Source organism: Lacisediminihabitans sp. (assembly GCF_036404185.1).
Taxonomy (GTDB): Bacteria; Actinomycetota; Actinomycetes; order Actinomycetales; family Microbacteriaceae; genus Lacisediminihabitans.
The window spans coordinates 1-16,416 of record NZ_DASWPB010000052.1; the positions used below are offsets into that span (position 1 = coordinate 1).

The following is a 16,416-nucleotide window of genomic DNA, read 5'->3' on the forward strand; positions in this document are numbered from 1 at the left end:
GGCAGGGCCTCAGCTGGCGATGTCGAGCAGCACGAAGCCGGAGGACACGGTCGACCCGACGTTCGCGTTGATGTTGGAGACCGTGCCGTTGCGGTGAGCGGTGATGGGCTGCTCCATCTTCATGGCCTCGAGCACGAGGATGAGATCGCCCTTGACGACCTTGTCTCCCTCCGCGACGGCGAGCTTGACCACGGTCGCCTGCATCGGCGCCTTCACGGATGCACCGGTCGCGGTGACGGTCGTCGAGTGCCGGTCGCGGCGCTTCGGCGGCGCCACGAGGCTCTCCGAGGTCGAGGCCAGCCGGGCGGGCAGGCTCACCTCGAGGCGCTTGCCGTCGACCTCGACGACGATGTTGCGACGGTCGGGGGCGGGAGCCGATTCGGAGAGGGAACCGCTCCACGGCTCGATGGTGTTCACGAACTCGGTCTCGATCCAGCGGGTGTAGATCGAGAACGGCTCGGAGGTGAATGCCGGATCCCTGACGATCGCCCGATGGAACGGCAGCACGGTCGGCAGCCCCGCGATCTCGAACTCGTCGAGGGCGCGGCGAGCCCGCTCGAGGGCATCCTGGCGCGACGAGCCGGTGACGATGAGCTTGGCCAGCAGCGAGTCGAAGGCCCCGCTGACGACGTCGCCGGTGGTCACGCCGCTGTCGACGCGCACCCCTGGACCACCGGGGAACCGCAGCGAGTGCACGGGACCGGGGGACGGCATGAAACCGGCGCCGGGGTCCTCCCCGTTGATCCGGAACTCGAAGGAGTGACCCTCGGCCACGGGATCGTCGTAGTCGAGCGCGCCGCCCTCCGCGAGGCGGAACTGCTCGCGCACGAGGTCGATTCCGGTGACCTCCTCGGAGACGGGATGCTCGACCTGGAGTCTCGTGTTCACCTCGAGGAAGGAGATGGTCCCGTCCTTGGCGACGAGGAACTCGCAGGTGCCGGCCCCCAGATAGCCGACCTCCTTGAGGATGGCCTTGGATGCGCGGTAGAGCAGGTCGTTCTGCTCCTGACTGAGGAAGGGGGCGGGGGCCTCCTCGACCAGCTTCTGGTGCCGGCGCTGCAGCGAGCAGTCCCTGGTGGAGACGATGACGACCTTGCCATAGGCGTCGGCGAGGCACTGGGTCTCCACGTGGCGCGGCTGATCGAGGTACTTCTCGACGAAGCATTCCCCGCGGCCGAAGGCGGCGACCGCCTCGCGGGTCGCGGAGTCGAACATCTCCGGGACCTCCTCGCGGGTCCTGGCGACCTTGAGACCGCGTCCGCCGCCGCCGAATGCCGCCTTGATGGCGACCGGCAGGCCATAGGCGTCCACGAAGTCGAGCACCTCGTCGGCTCCCGAGACCGGATTGAGCGTCCCCGGTGCGAGCGGCGCGCCGACCTTCTCGGCGATGTGCCTGGCGGAAACCTTGTCCCCCAGCTTTTCGATGGCCTCTGGCGATGGCCCGATCCAGATGAGGCCGGCGTCGATCACCGCGCGCGCGAAGTCGGCGTTCTCCGCGAGGAATCCATACCCGGGATGCACGGCGTCCGCCCCGGATCGGCGGGCGATCGACAGCACCTTGTCGATGCGCAGATAGGTGTCCGTACCGGTGACCCCGTCGAGGGAATACGCCTCATCCGCGAGCTTCACGTGGCGGGCATCCCTGTCCTGGTCCGCGTAGATGGCGACGGAGGCGATCCCGCTGTCCTTCGTGGCTCTGATGACTCGTACGGCGATTTCGCCACGATTGGCGACCAGGACCTTCGTGATACGGGGCATAGTTACCTAGCCTATTGGCGTTCCGCGGTCACACTTTGGCACAGGCATACAAAAATGTTCGGGTTGATGCTGGGGACATCTACAAGGACCGGGAAGCCATGGCCGGAAGGATGCGGCGCCGGTCAGCGGTTCCACAACGTCGGCCAGGCGACCCCGAATCCGAGGAGAAGGGTGCGCAGCGTCGCCAGCGATAGCCCGACGACGGCGTGTGGATCGCCCTCGACCGAGGTGACGAACGGCGCACCGAGGCTGTCGATCGTGAACGCCCCGGCGACCTCGAGCGGTTCCCCCGTGGCGATGTAGGCGTCGATCTCCGCCTCGGTCAGATCGGCGGCGAAGGTGACCCTGGCCGTGGAGACGGCCCCCCGGCCCTCACCGAGCAGACCACCCCTGTGGTCGATGAGCCAGTGACCGGAGTGGAGCAGGCCGGTGCGCCCGCGTTGATGCAGCCATCGCTCGCGGGCGACGGATGCGAGATGCGGCTTGCCATAGACCACACCGTCGAGCTCGAAGGCCGAGTCCCCACCGAGGACAAAACCGTCGAGGGGGGAGCCGTCGACCGGCCGATCGGCGACCGCGGACGCCTTGAGTCGGGCCAGCAGCAGCACCATCTCCTCCGCGGTCAGGGGACCGGCGGCCGCGACGGCGGCCTCCTCATCGACGGCGGAGGGCAGCACGACCGGCTCGATGCCCGCGGCTCGAAGGGTCGCCAGCCTGGCGGGTGAGGTGGAGGCGAGGTACAGACGCACGGGACTCCTGTGGTTAGCTCGGAGGATGGGTGAATGGTCGGGCAGGCAGGTCGAAATCGAGGTTACCAACGTAGCCCACGGCGGCGTGGCGGTCGCCCGTCACGAGGGACGGGTGATCTTCGTCAGCGATGCCATCCCCGGGGAGACGGTGCTGGCGCGGATCACGGATGACTCCAAGGAGTCGTTCTGGCGCGCGGAGACCCTGTCCGTGGTCGAGGCATCCGAGTTCCGCAGGCCGCACATCTGGCCGGCGGCGGGCATCGACCGCGCTCCGGAGGACCGAGCGGGCGGCGCGGAGTTCGGGCACATCGTCACGGCCCATCAGCGCGAGCTGAAGCGTCAGGTGCTGGCCGATTCGCTGCAGCGCATGGCGGGCATCCAGACGGATGTCACCGTGGATGCGCTGCCGGGCGCCGAGGACGGCACCGGATGGCGCACCCGCGTCCGCCTGCACGTCGCGGCCGATGGCAGGCCGGGACCATACGCCGCCAGGTCGCACCGCGTGATCTCGGTCGACGACCTCCCGCTCGCGGTCCCCGAGCTGGCGGCTATCGCCCCGCTCGAGGAGAGGTTTCCGGGCATCGACCACATTGACGTCGTCGTGCCGAGCCTCGGCAATCCCTTTGTCTTGACCAGCGGCGCGCAGCGGACCGACGCGCGCAAGCAGGGCCGGAAGGCGACCGGGCAGCGGCCCAAGGCCCAGCGCATCCTCGAGCGGGTCGGCGACCGCGACTTCCGCCTGGATGCCCGTGGCTTCTGGCAGGTGCACCGTCACGCCGCGCAGACCCTGACGACGGCCGTCCAGGAGGCGGTCGATGCGAACCGCTTCGATCCGCGGGCGGCGAACCTCGATCTCTACGGCGGGGTCGGTCTGCTCGCCGCGGCGCTCGGCGACCGTTTCGGGTCGGCTCTGCGCATCACGACCGTCGAGAGCGATCCGCTCGCCACGGATCACGCCGCGGAGAACCTCTCGGAGTGGGTGGGGGCCGCGGCGATCACCGCGCGGGTGGAGAACTACGTCACGCAGCTGGGCGCAACCGCGAGCTCCGCGGAACGGGACCGGCTGGCCAGGGGAAGTATCGTGCTCGATCCTCCCCGGTCGGGCGCGGGCAAGGCGGTGGTCCGCGAGATCGCCGCGCTCCGACCGGCGCAGGTGGTCTACGTGGCCTGCGATCCCGTCGCCCTCGCGAGGGACGTGGCCCTGTTCGGGGGCTTCGGGTACGAGCTCACCCGGTTGCGGGCCTTCGATCTGTTCCCGAACACCCATCACGTCGAGGCGGTCGCGACGCTCGTCCCGGCCGAGGTTTTTTAGGGAATTTCTCGACATCGACCGCCCGGCGAGGCGTTCGTCGGTGGTCCGGGGCTTCCGCCCGGTACCATGGGGTGAGGCAGGGCTGGATTCCAGCAGCACGGGAGACAGGAAAGCATGGCGCAGACGACAACCGACGAGACTGCTGTTACGGCACGTCGGGCGGTGCGGGTCTCGGTCGTCGACGACCACGAATCGGTCCGACTCGGGCTGAAGGCCGCCTGTATCGATGCCGGGTTCGACTTCGTGCTCGCCGCGGCATCCGTCCAGGAGTTCATCGACACCCTCGACGGCAGGCAGAACGACGTCGTGGTGCTCGATCTGTCGCTCGGGGACGGCTCGAACGTCACCGAGAACGTCAAGCGGGTGCAGGCCACCGGATCGGCCGTGCTCATCCATAGCATCGCGGACCGCGTCGTCCTCGTTCGAGAGGCCCTCGCGGCCGGGGCGGCGGGCGTCATCCCCAAGTCCTCCGCGACCAAGACCGTGATGTCGGCGGTCGAGGCGGTCGCTCACGGCGACGTGCTCAACAACCTCGAGTGGGCGACGGCGATCGACGCCGACCGTGACTTCGCGAAGGCCCAGCTGGGTCGCCGCGAGCGGGAGATTCTGCACCTATACGCCTCCGGCCTGCCGCTCAAGCTGGCGGCCAAACAGCTCGGAATCGGCTACTCCACCGCCCGCGAGTACCTCGATCGCATCCGGTTGAAGTACGTGGAGGTCGGTCGGCCGGCCCCGACGAAGGTGGATCTGCTGCGTCGGGCCGTCGAGGACGGCATCCTTCCCGGCCTGGATCCCGACAGCGTAGATGGCCGCTAGACCGGTCGTCGTCGAATCGGGTCAGGCGCGGCAGCCACACAACCCGATCAGTCGTCGCCAGGTCGAGACGGTGGTCTCGCGGTCGGTCGCGGTCTTCGGCCTCGTCTTCGCCGCCCAGGCGCTCCCGACGGTTCTCAGCCAGATGCCGCGGATGAACCCGGTCTTCGGCTGGGCGATGGCCGTCGCGATCTTCGGGGGCATCGTCCTGTCCGGAGTCGCGGCGCTGGTTCGCCGGCTCGTCTTCACCGTCAACGGGTTCATCGCGATCGCCTACCTGATCGCCCTGATCGTCTGGCCGTTCGTCGCCCTGGATCCGACCGCCGTCGCGTCGGAACGACCCTGGCTGTGGCTGCTCTGCTCGGTGGCGACGGGAACGGCCGCGGTCGCCTTCGGCGTGTGGGTGGCCACCGCCTACGTGGTGATCGCACCGGTCGTATACGGCATCGTGAGGATGACGCCGTCCGGCGGGGGAAAGGGGTGGCAGGCGGCCGCTCTCGACACCGCCTATGCGATGATCCTCGGCGGCGCCTGCCTCATCCTGATCACGCTGCTGCGGCAGGCCGCGGCCTCCGTGGATGCCGCCCAGGCGACCGCCCTGGACCGGTACGCGCATGCCGTCCGCCAGCACGCGACGGAGGTCGAGCGCGTCCAGGTCGACGCCATCGTGCACGACAGCGTGCTGACCACCCTGTTGTCGGCGGCCCGCGCCGAGACTCCGGAGACCAAGGAGCTGGCGACGAGGATGGCGCGCAATGCCATCGGCCACCTCAGGGACGCGGTCGTCGCGGCACCCGACGGCGATTCGACGGTGAGCCTGCGCCAGCTCGCCAGGCGCATCGTGGGAGCCACCTCCACACTGTCCGCCCCGTTCGACCTGCGGATGCAGGGCATCGAGGGGGGCGCGATCCCGATTCAGCCGGCCGAGGCGGTGTATTCGGCCGCGGTACAGGCGATGGTGAACAGCCTGCAGCACGCCGGGAACGGCCCGGAGGTCTCGCACTGGCTGGCGATCGGCCCGCTCGCCGGGGACGGCATCCGCATCGAGGTCGGGGACACCGGGCAGGGATTCGATTTCGACGCGGTGCCGAACGAACGCCTCGGTCTGCGGGTGTCCATCGTCGAGCGGGTCACCAATGCCGGCGGAACGGTTGAGATCGTCTCCTCACCAGGGCATGGAGCGGTGATCGGCATCGTGTGGCCCGCGCCCGCCGCCGAGGACGTCCCGGCCGCGAAAACCGAACGGGAGGTGCCGCGATGAACATCTCGATCCCGCGGTATCTCATCATCGGCCTCGCCGCGGTGTTCTCGGCGTATCACCTGGTGCTCGCGTTCGTCTCGCTCGACGTTCCCGTCCACAACGGACCGTATCTGGCCGCCATGGCGCTGTATGCGCTCGCCACCGTCCTCAGCCTGTGGCTGTCGAAGGGCCTGCGGATGCCCATCTGGCTGGCGGCGTTCGATGCGGCGGTCGCCTTCACGGTCCCGCTGCTCGTCACCAGCCAGGTCGCGACCGTCCCGCCGGACAGCTACGCCGCCTGGCACACCGCGGCCATCGGAACACTGATGGTCATCGTGTCCACCCGTCGCAGACACACCTTCGCCTGGATCGGGATCGGGGCGCTCATCGTCGAGACGGTCGCCTGGTCGGGGGTCGGCGGACTGGTCGCCTACGGCGTCATCGGCAGCACGACCTGGGTCGCCGTCTCCCACGCGCTCTCGCTGTCGCTCGCGAAGGCCGGCCGTGACACCCGCCAGTACGAGCTCGCCGAGCGGGAGGCCGTGGACTGGCGTGCGGCGCAGGAGGCCCACGTCTCCGAGCGCCAGATGCGGCTCGAGCAGACCAGCAGGAAGGCGCTGCCGATGCTGCGCCAGATCGTGGCGGCGCACGGAGAGCTGACGGATGCGCAGCGGCTGGAGTGCCTCTACCTCGAGGGGGCGATCCGAGACGAGATCCGCGGCCGCAAGCTGCTCAACGACCGGGTCAGGGAACAGATCATGGTGGCCAGGCGGAAGGGGACGACCGTCACGCTTCTCGACGAGGGCGGCATCGACGACCTCGATGCCGACGACCTCGAGCGGGTGCTCAACCGTCTGGCCGAGGCCATTCGGGACACCCAGACCGAAAAGCTCATCGCGCGGACGGTCGCCGAGGAGTCCGACATCGCCGTGACGGTCGTCGGCCTCAGCTCGCACGATGGCGGTCACGCCAGCGCTCTGGGAAGCCACAATGCGTACGACGAGGACGACGACGAGGATCAGGTCGATCTCTGGCTGGAGATCCCGCGCGCGAAGCCGTGACCCGCACGCCGCACCGAGGTGCGGCGAGTCGACGACGGGGTCCTACGGTCGAAACGGGGCCGACCGTGAGGTCGACCCCGTTTACAACCCCGGGTCAGAACGATAACCCGAATATCGTCCTGACCCGCCCCCATTTCATTAGCCCGCTTACCCTAGTCGGCTAATGAATGGCGGTGCGTCTCAAAGAGAAACACCTAGCAAAGTCAATAATGCCCCGCCGTCGAGGCCGCGTATAGTCGTCACTTTGGGGGACCGGGAGGCTCAGCCGGAGAAGCTCCGCCAGGTGTCCGTTCCCGGCCGGATCGGTGCGCGGATGCCCCTCTGGCTGCGCCGCCAGGCATCCGTCTCGGTTCCCGCCCTCTCGTCATCGGCGTGGCCGGCCTCATCGAGCATGGCGGTCAGCACTGCGGTGACGGCCGCCAGCTCCGTCGGGGTGGGATTGCCGGAGACCACCGAGAAGTCCGGTGCCGGTGTCTCGTCCGGCGCCTGCCCGGTCACAGCGGGATGTTCCCGTGCTTCTTGGGGGGAAGGCTCGCCCGCTTGGTCCGAAGCGCGCGGAGGGCCTTGATCACGACGACGCGGGTCGCCGCCGGCTCGATGACCCCGTCGAGCTCGCCGCGTTCTGCGGCGAGGAAGGGCGAGGCCACGTTGTAGGTGTATTCGTTGGCCAGCTTGGTGCGCACGGCCGCGACATCCTCGCCGGCCGTCTCCGCCGCCTTGATCTCGTTGCGGTAGAGGATGTTCACGGCGCCCTGGCCGCCCATAACCGCGATCTCGGCGGTCGGCCAGGCGTAGTTGAGATCGGCGCCGAGCTGCTTGGAGCCCATGACGATGTAGGCGCCGCCGTAGGCCTTGCGGGTGATGACGGTCACGAGCGGCACGGTCGCCTCCGCGTAGGCGAACAGCAGTTTCGCGCCCCTCCGGATGACTCCGGTCCACTCCTGATCGGTTCCCGGCAGGTAGCCGGGCACGTCGACGAGGGTGATGATCGGGATCGAGAAGGCATCGCAGAAGCGGACGAAGCGCGAGGCCTTCTCTCCGGCCTCGATGTTGAGGGTGCCGGCCATCGCGTTCGGCTGGTTGGCGATGATGCCGACGGAGCGGCCCTCCACGCGGCCGAAGCCCACGACGATGTTGGGGGCGAACAGCGGCTGCGTCTCGAGGAAGTCGCCGCCGTCGACGATGTGCTCGATGACCGTCTTGATGTCGTACGGCTGGTTGGCGCTGTCGGGGACGAGGGTGTTCAGCCGCCTGTCCTCGTCGGTGATCTCGAGCTCGACCTTGTGCTCGTAGACGGGCAGCTCGGCGAGGTTGTTGTTCGGGAGGAAGCTCAGCAGCGCCCTGGCGTAGTCGAGCGCGTCATCCTCGTCGCTCGCCAGCCAGTGGGCGACGCCCGAGATCTTGTTGTGGGTGAGCGCGCCGCCGAGCTCCTCCATGCCGACGTCCTCGCCGGTGACCGTTTTGATCACATCCGGTCCGGTCACGAACATCTGGCTGGTCTTGTCGACCATGATCACGAAGTCGGTGAGGGCGGGGGAGTAGACGGCGCCGCCGGCCGCCGGCCCCATGATGATGGAGATCTGCGGGATGACCCCGGAGGCCGCCGTGTTGCGCCGGAAGATCTCGCCGTACTTGCCGAGGGCGACGACCCCCTCCTGGATGCGCGCCCCGCCGGAGTCGAGCATCCCGATGATGGGGACGCCGGTCTTGAGCGCGAGGTCCATGACCTTGATGATCTTCTCGCCTGCGACCTCGCCGAGGGAACCGCCGAAGATGGTGAAGTCCTGGCTGTAGACGGCCACCTGGCGGCCGTGGATGGTCCCGGTGCCGGTGACGACCGCGTCGCCGTACGGACGGTTCTTCTCCATCCCGAAGGCGTGGGTGCGGTGCCGCACGAACTCGTCCAGCTCGACGAAGGAGCCGTGATCGAGGAGCTGCTCGATGCGTTCCCTGGCGGTCTTCTTCCCCCTGGCGTGCTGCTTCTCGACCGCCGCCTCGCCGCTCGCCGTCACGGCCTCGTGGTAGCGCGCCTTGAGGTCGGCGAGCTTTCCGGCTGTCGTATAGACGTCGTCCTGAGCGGGCACTGTGTTGTCTGCGGTCACGCGTTCACTTTACCGTCGGCGGTCCGACAGAGCCGTAGCCTGGGGGCATGCACCTTCCGATCAGCGTCGCAGCGGCCGCCCGTCTCGAGATCCTCGACGAGGCCCGTTCCACCAACACCGAGCTGGTCGGCCGGGCATCCGGCCTGGACGGGGAGGACTGGCCCGACTTCTCCGTGCTGGTCACGGACAACCAGACGGATGGACGCGGCCGGCTCGGCCGGGTCTGGGTCGCGCCCCCCGGCCGGTCGCTCGCGATCTCCGTGCTGCTGCGACCGCGCCTCCCGGCCGGAGAGCCCCTCGGCCTCGAGCACTATGGATGGCTGCCGCTCATCGCCGGCATCGCCATGACGAAGGCGGTCGCCGGGTTGCTCGCCGACCACACCGTGACCCTCAAGTGGCCGAACGACGTGCAGGTCGACGGGCTCAAGGTCGCGGGGCTGCTCGCCGAACTGCTGCCGAGCGGCGAGGCGGTCGTGATGGGCGCCGGCCTCAACCTCGCCTTCCCCGCCGAGGAGTTGCCCACCCCGACCTCCACCTCGCTCGGTCTCAACGGGCCGCGTCGTGGCGGTATCGCTCTCGCCGGCGAGGCCCTCGCGGATGCCGCGCTCTCCCGCTATCTCGTCGAGCTGCGGTCGCTCTCCTCCGAGTTCCTCCGGTACGGTGCCGACCCGGCGGCGAGCGGGGTCAGCGAGCAGCTGTCGGAGCTGTGCAGCACCCTCGGCCAGGAGGTGCGAGTGCAGCTGCCCGGCGGAGACGACCTGGTCGGCACGGCGGTGGACATCGATCCCACCGGTCGCCTGCTGGTTCGGCGGTCATCGGATGGAGCCGTTGTGGCTGTCGCCGCGGGCGACGTAACACATCTGCGGTATGAATAGGACATGACGATCGAGGCCCAGGACACCGAGCGGGTCGTCGCGCGCCTGCGGCCGCACGGTCGCGTGCTGTTCTGGCCGTCCGTCGTGCTCATCGCCGCCGCCCTCGCCCTCGGCTATTTCGCCGGCAGCTTCAACGAGGAATGGGAGAACATCGCGCTCGTGGCCGGCGCGGCCCTCGTCATCCTGCTGCTCTGGCTGCTGCCGCTCCTAGCCTGGCTCGGCAAGCGGTACACCATCACCACGCGGCGCATCATCATCCGCACCGGCTTCTTCGTGCGCATCCGTCAGGAGCTGCTGCACAGCCGCGGCTACGACGTCACCGTGCGCCAGAACGGGCTGCAGAGCCTGTTCCGCAGCGGCACGGTGCTCATCAACACCGGGCTGGAGCAGCCGGTGGTGCTGCATGACGTGCCGGGAGCCGACCTCGTGCAGAGCGCCCTCCACGACCTCATGGAGAACAGCCTCAACCCGATCGCGGCCAGGCGTCAGGCGGCGGCCTCGCAGCAGTCCGACGACACCACGATCTGGGGGACCCGCTAGCGGGAGGTCTGCTCCTCGGCCGTCTCCCGGTTGACGAGCGCCTCGTCCTGGAAGAGCACGAGGGTGGCCGCTTCCACCCTGTTCTGGCGAGCGGTCAGGCCGTCCTTGCGGTGCAGCCCGTATACCCAGTAGCGATAGAGCGCGAAGCGCAGGACCGTGCCGAGGCCCAGCCCGATCACGTTGCTCGAGATGTTGTCGGCGAGCCGGGAATGGAGCCCGAACACGTAGTGGGACAGCCACAGGCAGGCGAGGCCGACGAGCAGGCCGAGCACGGAGACGATGGCGAATTCGAGCAGCTCGAGGACGAAGTTCCGGCGGCGGTTCTCGCGGAAGGTCCAGTAGCGGTTCCCGACCCAGTTGACCAGGGTGGCGACGGCGACCGAGACGATCTTCGCCCCGATCGGGCCCTGGAAGAAGTTGCCGCCCTCCCCGTCGTTCCGCCAGAGCACGTTGAAGATGCCGACGTCCACGACGTATCCGATGAGTCCCACGACCCCGAACTTGAGCAGATAGCGCAACAGGGTCGAGTACACGACCTTGACGAGGGAAAGGAGCCGGGGAAGCACGTGAGTCCTGTAGGTGAGGGGATGAGCCTCAAGCATCCTAACCTCGCCCGCTCGGAGGTCCCGTCGATAGGCTGGAACCATGGCACTCACGGTAGGCGTAATCGGCGGAGGGCAGCTCGCCCGGATGATGATCCCCGCGGCGATCGACCTCGGAATCGACCTCCGGGTGCTGGCCGAAAACGCCGGAGAATCGGCGGATCTCGCGGTCAAGCAGCTCGGCGACCATCGGAACAGGGACGATGTCCTGCGATTCGCCGAGAGCGTGGACGTCGTGACCTTCGATCACGAGCACGTTCCGCAGGAGATCCTGCACGAGCTCGTCGCGCGCGGGGTGCGGGTGCATCCCGGGCCCGACGCGCTGCTCTACGCGCAGGACAAGCTGCTGATGCGCCGGCGCCTGTCGGAGCTCGGGATTCCCGTCCCCGTCTGGGCGAGGATCGAGACGGGCGAGGACCTGCAGCTCTTCCTGGACGACAACGGCGGTCGGGCCGTCGTGAAGACGGCCCGCGGAGGATACGACGGCAAGGGGGTGCGCATCGTCACCTCGCCCGGCGAGGTGGACGACTGGCTGGCGCTCGGCGAGTCACTCCTGGCGGAGGAGGTCGTCGACTTCCGGCGCGAGCTGGCGCAGTCCGTCGCCCGTCGGCCGTCCGGCGACATCGTCGCCTGGCCCGTCGTCGAGAGTGTCCAGCGCGACGGCGTCTGCGCGGAGGTCATCGCCCCGGCGCCGGCCTCGGCGGGCAAGCTCGCCGACGTCGCCTCGGAGATCGCGCACACGATCGCGGCGGGGCTCGGCGTCACGGGCGTGCTCGCGGTGGAGCTGTTCGAGACCACCGACGATCGCCTGCTCGTCAACGAGCTCGCCATGCGCCCGCACAACACCGGGCACTGGAGCATCGAAGGCTCCGCCACGAGCCAGTTCGAGCAGCACCTGCGCGCCGTGCTTGACCTTCCGCTCGGAGCGACCGGATGCCGCGACCGCTGGTCGGTGATGGTCAACATCCTGGGCGGCCCCGACTCCGGCACCCTCGCGGACCGGTATCCCGCAGCTTTCGAGGATCAGCCGACGGTGAAGGTGCACAACTACGGCAAGGAGCCGCGCCCGGGCCGCAAGGTGGGACACGTCACCGCGGGCGGGGACGACCTCGACCAGGTCGTCTATCAGGCGCGTGCCGCTGCCGCCCATTTCGACAGCGGCGACCTAGGCTGATGGCTATGTCTGAGCCCGTCGTCGCCGTCGTCATGGGTTCCGATTCCGACTGGGCGGTGATGAAGGATGCCTCGGCCGTGCTCGCCGAGTTCGGCGTCGATCACGAGGTCGAGGTGGTCTCCGCACACCGCACCCCCGAGAAGATGATCGACTTCGGCAGGCAGGCGCACGATCGCGGGCTTAAGGTCATCATCGCGGGTGCGGGCGGCGCAGCCCACCTTCCCGGCATGCTCGCGGCGGTGACCACCCTGCCCGTCATCGGTGTTCCGGTCGCTCTGTCGAAGCTCGACGGACTCGACTCCCTGCTGTCGATCGTGCAGATGCCCGCCGGGGTCCCCGTCGCGACCGTCTCGATCGGGGGCGCCCGCAACGCCGGGCTGCTGACCATCCGGATCCTCGCCGCCTCCGATCCGGAGCTCACGGTGAGGCTCGCCGACTACGCGAAGGGCCTTGAGCGGCTCGTTGCCGACAAGAACGCCGCCCTGAAATCGAGCCTGTGACCGCGACCAGTCCGATCCGGTATCCGGATGTCCGTTCCGAGCCGGTCATGACCAAACGAGCCTGGTGGCTCGTGGGGCTCAACGTGCTCATCCCCGGTTCCGCACAGATCCTCGCCGGCAACCGCCGGTTCGGTCGTTTCGCCGTCGGGACGACCTTCCTGCTCTGGGCGCTCATCGTGATCGGCGCCGTCGTCTTCGCGGTCGCGCATTCGGTGATCTACGGCGTCGTGACGAACACGATCGGGCTCACGGTCATCCAGGTGGTGCTCGCGGCCTATGCGCTGCTCTGGATCATCCTGACCTTCGACACCCTGCGGCTCACCCGCCTGATCCGAACCGCCCCGCTTGCGCGCCCCGCCATCGCCCTGTTCTCCGTGGTCGTGCTGGTCGTCGTCGCGGGTGTCGCCGGTTACGGCGCCGTCAGCGCCGGCAGCGCACGGTCCGCCCTCGCCAAGATCTTCGGCGGCACGACGATGGTGGCTCCCGTCGACGGCCGGTACAACATCCTCCTGCTGGGCGGTGACGCCGGCGCCGACCGGGTGGGACTGCGACCGGACAGCACCTCGATCGCTAGCATCGACGCGACGACGGGTGCGACGACGATCATTGGCATTCCCAGAAACCTCGAGCAGGTGCCGTTCGCCAAGGGGTCCCCGCTGTACGGGCCGTTCCCCGACGGCTACGACTGCGGCGATCTGTGCCTCATCGACTACCTCTACACCTACGCGGAGGAGCATCCGAGCCTCTATCCGAAGGCCGAGTCCCAGGGCAGCTCGCCCGGGATCGAAGCGATGAAGGATGCGGCGGAGGGGGTGCTCGGTCTGAAGATCCAGTACTACGCACTCATCGACATGCAGGGCTTCGCCGACCTGATCGACGCCCTGGGCGGCATCACGATCGATGTGCCGGCCCGCACCCCGTACGGCGGGGTGACCGGGGCGACGCCGCAGGGCTACTTCGAGGTCGGTAAGCAGAAGATGGATGGCCAGGCTGCCCTCTGGTACGCCCGCACGCGTTACGACAGCAACGACTTCCAGCGGATGGCCCGCCAACGCCAGGTGCAGGAGGCGATGCTCAAGCAGTTCCAGCCCTCGGTGGTGCTCTCCAAGTTCCAGGCGATCGCCGCGGCGGGAGCGCAGGTGGTCAAGACGGACATCCCCTCGGCGGCCCTCGGCGGTTTCGTCGATCTCGCCGGGAAGGCGAGAAAGCAAGCGGTCACCCAGCTCGATCTGGTACCGCCGACCATCGAGCCTGGCAACCCCGACTACGCCAAGATCCATGAGCTCGTGGCGGCCGCGGTCGCGCCGAAGACGGCAAGCCCCGCGCCGTGATGGCGAGTTCCCCCTCGGTCGTGCCGCCGGAGCGAGGCACGCACGCGGAGCGCTTCGTGTCTCTCGATGGTCTTCGGGGACTCGCAGCAGTAATCGTGGTGCTCCATCACCTCTCGCTCACTATGCCTGCGGTTGCGGACGTCTATTTGAAGCCGGGTGCCCGACCACCGGCGATGGGTTCGCTCTATTGGTGGTTCACTTCCGGCCCGGCGCAGGTACTCGTCGCCGGGCCGGAAGCTGTGCTCGTCTTCTTCGCGCTGAGCGGATTCGTGGTCGCGCTACCCGTCCTCCGCTCGTCCCGGTTCGACTGGGTCGCCTATTACCCTCGACGCGTCGTGCGGCTCTATCTTCCGATTGTCGCCTCCATCCTTCTTGCGATCGTCTGGATCCTCGTCTCCCATCAAGACCAGCGGTCGGCGAGCAGCCTCTGGGTGTCTTCCGCGAGCACGTCATCGATTTCCTGGCGAGGGGCCTTCTCCGCCACCGACGTGCTGTTCGGGAGCGCCCCCCTCAACAACCCGTTGTGGTCGCTGCGTTGGGAGGTGACGTTTTCCCTTGCCCTGCCCATCTTCGTGGTGATCGCCCTTGGCGTGAGGAAATGGTGGTGGGCTCTTCTTATCGCCACGGTCCCCCTGGTTTTCGCCGGCCAGCTCACGGGTAACGGATCCTTCGTTTATCTGCCGGTGTTCCTGATAGGAACGGTGCTCGCCGTCCGTGTCGACGACATCAGGGATTGGTTGTCACATCCGCGTGTCGCACGATGGTCCGGCGTCGGTGGCGCCGTTGTGCTCGTGCTGTCTTTGGCGCTCATCAATCTCCATTGGGAGATATGGGGGATAAGGCCGGACGCCAAGGACCTCCGGGTCGTCACCGACTCGGTGGTGTTCATCGGGGCCTTCGGTCTGGTGGCGCTCGCGGCCTTCTGGAGGCCCGCCATCCGGATGCTGTCCACCAAGGCCTTTCGATGGCTCGGGCGTGTGTCCTTCAGCCTCTACCTGGTGCACGTGCCCATCATCGTCGCGATCGGAAGCCTCATCGGGCGCGGCCACTCGACCATCGTCATCCCCGTATCTTTCCTCCTGGCGCTCGTCGTCGCCGAGCTGTTCTCGCGGTTCGTCGAGCTGCCCGCCCACCGGTTCGCGCGAGCGGTCGGCCGCTGGGCGGCACGCGTGTTAGCGGATTCGAAGCTCGGCAGACCCTAGAGGTCGGCGTGCAGCTGCCAGACCCTCTCGGCCGAATCGGTCCAGCTGAACGCCTTGGAGCGGTCGTGGCCGAGGAAGCCCAGTCGTTCTGCCAGGGCGGGATCGTTGAGCACGGAGGCGATCGCTCCGGCGAGCCGGTCCGCGTAGCTGTCCGGATCGTCGCGTGCCACGACGAGGCCGGATCCCGCGGCGACCTCGACCAGCGCCGGGTCGTCCGAGTGCACCACCGGTGTTCCGAAGCTGAAGGCCTCGATCACGGGCAGTCCGAAGCCTTCGGCCAGGCTGGGGAAGACGAAGACGGATGCCCGGTCGAGGGCGACCGCCAGATCGGCGTCCGCAAGGTAGCCGAGCGAGCGCACCCGCCCTTCGTCGAGCCCCGCGTCGGCGGCGATCCGCTGGATGTCCATCTCCTTGCGGCCCTCTGGGCCGGCGATGAGCAGCGGAATGCCGTCCAGCTCGGGTCTCGCCATCGCCTGGATGAGCGGCACGATCCCCTTGTGCGGCTCCAGCGTGCCCACGCTCAGGACGTAACGGTCGGGGAGGCCAAGTCGGGCGGCACGCTCCTCCGGATCGATGGGCAGGACCAGCTTCGAACTGACCGCCCCACCGATGACCCGGATTCGATCTCCGAAGTCGTGAATGCCGTCGAGCTGGGCGGCGACCGCGTGGGTGGGCACGACCACGGCATCGGCGAATCGGTGGGCGCGTTTCGCCATGGCCTTGTACCAGCCGAGGCGTCGCGACGAGAGCGCCTCTGGATGCGTCCACGGGAGGGTGTCGTGCACCGTGACGACCGTCTGCTCGCCGACGTTGTTCACTCTGTCGTGTTTGTTCAGGGGGGCGAACAGGCCGGTGGCGTGCACCATGCCGCCGCCGGGCAGCCGGGTCAGACCGTGCTGCCAGGCGAGTTCCAGTTCCCGTCGCGACAGGGCGCTCTTGTAGAGGCCGGCGAGGCCGGGGAGAACGGTGAGCAGCCGGTCGTAATCCCGTTCCGGGGACGCCGAGACGACGCCGGTGACCTCGCAGTCCGGAGGGGCGATCCGGATCAGCTCGCGGGTCAGCTCCTCGGTGTACCGACCGATTCCCCCGGGGATCGGGGCCACAATCTGGTCCACGATCACACGAAGGGTCGTCATGTCACTCCAATGAAATTATCG

The 16,416-nt window shown here is 68.3% G+C and carries 16 protein-coding genes; 10 read left to right on the forward strand and 6 right to left on the reverse strand.

The features are described 5' to 3' along the window. Nucleotides 1–9 precede the first annotated feature (9 nt). Nucleotides 10–1,758, reverse strand: a complete 1,749-nt coding sequence (locus VGC18_RS02610; RefSeq protein ID WP_331093924.1) for an acetyl/propionyl/methylcrotonyl-CoA carboxylase subunit alpha — start codon at nucleotides 1,756–1,758, stop codon at nucleotides 10–12. Nucleotides 1,759–1,880: 122 nt separating this feature from the next. Then, complete coding sequence (locus VGC18_RS02615; protein WP_331093926.1) at nucleotides 1,881–2,507, reverse strand: Maf family protein; 627 nt, start codon at nucleotides 2,505–2,507, stop codon at nucleotides 1,881–1,883. Between the two features lie 25 nt (nucleotides 2,508–2,532). Between VGC18_RS02615 and VGC18_RS02620 the strand changes: the two genes are divergently transcribed. The 4 genes from VGC18_RS02620 to VGC18_RS02635 all read left to right on the forward strand — a co-directional run bounded on the left by VGC18_RS02620 (nucleotide 2,533) and on the right by VGC18_RS02635 (nucleotide 6,933). Continuing rightward, the gene (locus VGC18_RS02620; protein ID WP_331093927.1) at nucleotides 2,533–3,819 is read left to right on the forward strand and encodes a class I SAM-dependent RNA methyltransferase; all 1,287 of its coding nucleotides are present in this window, start codon (nucleotides 2,533–2,535) and stop codon (nucleotides 3,817–3,819) included. Between the two features lie 114 nt (nucleotides 3,820–3,933). After that, nucleotides 3,934–4,635: a response regulator transcription factor gene (locus VGC18_RS02625; protein ID WP_331093929.1), complete on the forward strand. Its 702-nt coding sequence runs from the start codon at nucleotides 3,934–3,936 to the stop codon at nucleotides 4,633–4,635. Continuing rightward, nucleotides 4,625–5,893, forward strand: a complete 1,269-nt coding sequence (locus VGC18_RS02630) for a sensor histidine kinase (RefSeq protein ID WP_331093931.1) — start codon at nucleotides 4,625–4,627, stop codon at nucleotides 5,891–5,893. Before VGC18_RS02625 ends, VGC18_RS02630 begins: the two co-directional genes overlap by 11 nt. Further along, the gene (locus VGC18_RS02635; protein ID WP_331093933.1) at nucleotides 5,890–6,933 is read left to right on the forward strand and encodes a hypothetical protein; all 1,044 of its coding nucleotides are present in this window, start codon (nucleotides 5,890–5,892) and stop codon (nucleotides 6,931–6,933) included. The genes VGC18_RS02630 and VGC18_RS02635 overlap by 4 nt, the downstream gene beginning before the upstream one ends. Nucleotides 6,934–7,194: 261 nt before the next feature. Here the strand turns inward: VGC18_RS02635 and VGC18_RS02640 are convergent, their stop codons facing one another. Together VGC18_RS02640 and VGC18_RS02645 are read right to left on the reverse strand one after the other, a co-directional pair. After that, nucleotides 7,195–7,431 carry an acyl-CoA carboxylase subunit epsilon gene (locus tag VGC18_RS02640; protein WP_331093935.1) on the reverse strand — a complete coding sequence of 79 codons (237 nt, stop codon included), beginning with the start codon at nucleotides 7,429–7,431 and terminating at the stop codon, nucleotides 7,195–7,197. Further along, nucleotides 7,428–9,035 carry an acyl-CoA carboxylase subunit beta gene (locus VGC18_RS02645; protein WP_331093937.1) on the reverse strand — a complete coding sequence of 536 codons (1,608 nt, stop codon included), beginning with the start codon at nucleotides 9,033–9,035 and terminating at the stop codon, nucleotides 7,428–7,430. Before VGC18_RS02645 ends, VGC18_RS02640 begins: the two co-directional genes overlap by 4 nt. Nucleotides 9,036–9,082: 47 nt before the next feature. Between VGC18_RS02645 and VGC18_RS02650 the strand changes: the two genes are divergently transcribed. Beyond that, nucleotides 9,083–9,910 (forward strand): biotin--[acetyl-CoA-carboxylase] ligase, encoded by an 828-nt coding sequence (locus tag VGC18_RS02650; RefSeq protein WP_331093939.1) that lies wholly within the window; start codon nucleotides 9,083–9,085, stop codon nucleotides 9,908–9,910. 3 nt (nucleotides 9,911–9,913) lie between these two features. Next, on the forward strand, nucleotides 9,914–10,450 hold the full coding sequence (locus VGC18_RS02655) for a PH domain-containing protein (protein ID WP_331093941.1): 537 nt from the start codon (nucleotides 9,914–9,916) through the stop codon (nucleotides 10,448–10,450). Here VGC18_RS02655 and VGC18_RS02660 read toward each other — a convergent pair. Beyond that, entirely contained in the window at nucleotides 10,447–11,052 is a 606-nt protein-coding gene (locus VGC18_RS02660; protein WP_331093942.1) for a GtrA family protein, read from the reverse strand. The genes VGC18_RS02655 and VGC18_RS02660 overlap by 4 nt on opposite strands. 43 nt (nucleotides 11,053–11,095) lie before the next feature. Here VGC18_RS02660 and VGC18_RS02665 point away from each other — a divergent pair, with 43 nt between their 5' ends. From VGC18_RS02665 to VGC18_RS02680, 4 genes are read left to right on the forward strand one after another with little or no spacing between them, the layout of a single operon-like run. After that, complete coding sequence (locus tag VGC18_RS02665; protein ID WP_331093944.1) at nucleotides 11,096–12,226, forward strand: 5-(carboxyamino)imidazole ribonucleotide synthase; 1,131 nt, start codon at nucleotides 11,096–11,098, stop codon at nucleotides 12,224–12,226. A 5-nt stretch (nucleotides 12,227–12,231) separates the two neighbouring features. Continuing rightward, a complete protein-coding gene (gene purE, locus VGC18_RS02670) occupies nucleotides 12,232–12,726 on the forward strand; it encodes a 5-(carboxyamino)imidazole ribonucleotide mutase (RefSeq protein ID WP_331093946.1) in 495 nt (164 codons plus the stop codon). Then, entirely contained in the window at nucleotides 12,723–14,057 is a 1,335-nt protein-coding gene (locus VGC18_RS02675) for an LCP family protein (RefSeq protein WP_331093948.1), read from the forward strand. The genes purE and VGC18_RS02675 overlap by 4 nt, the downstream gene beginning before the upstream one ends. Beyond that, a complete protein-coding gene (locus VGC18_RS02680; RefSeq protein ID WP_331094030.1) occupies nucleotides 14,057–15,259 on the forward strand; it encodes an acyltransferase in 1,203 nt (400 codons plus the stop codon). Before VGC18_RS02675 ends, VGC18_RS02680 begins: the two co-directional genes overlap by 1 nt. Here VGC18_RS02680 and VGC18_RS02685 read toward each other — a convergent pair. Further along, nucleotides 15,256–16,395, reverse strand: coding sequence for a glycosyltransferase family 1 protein (locus VGC18_RS02685; RefSeq protein WP_331093950.1), 1,140 nt, complete (start codon nucleotides 16,393–16,395; stop codon nucleotides 15,256–15,258). The genes VGC18_RS02680 and VGC18_RS02685 overlap by 4 nt on opposite strands. Between the last annotated feature and the right edge of the window lie 21 nt (nucleotides 16,396–16,416).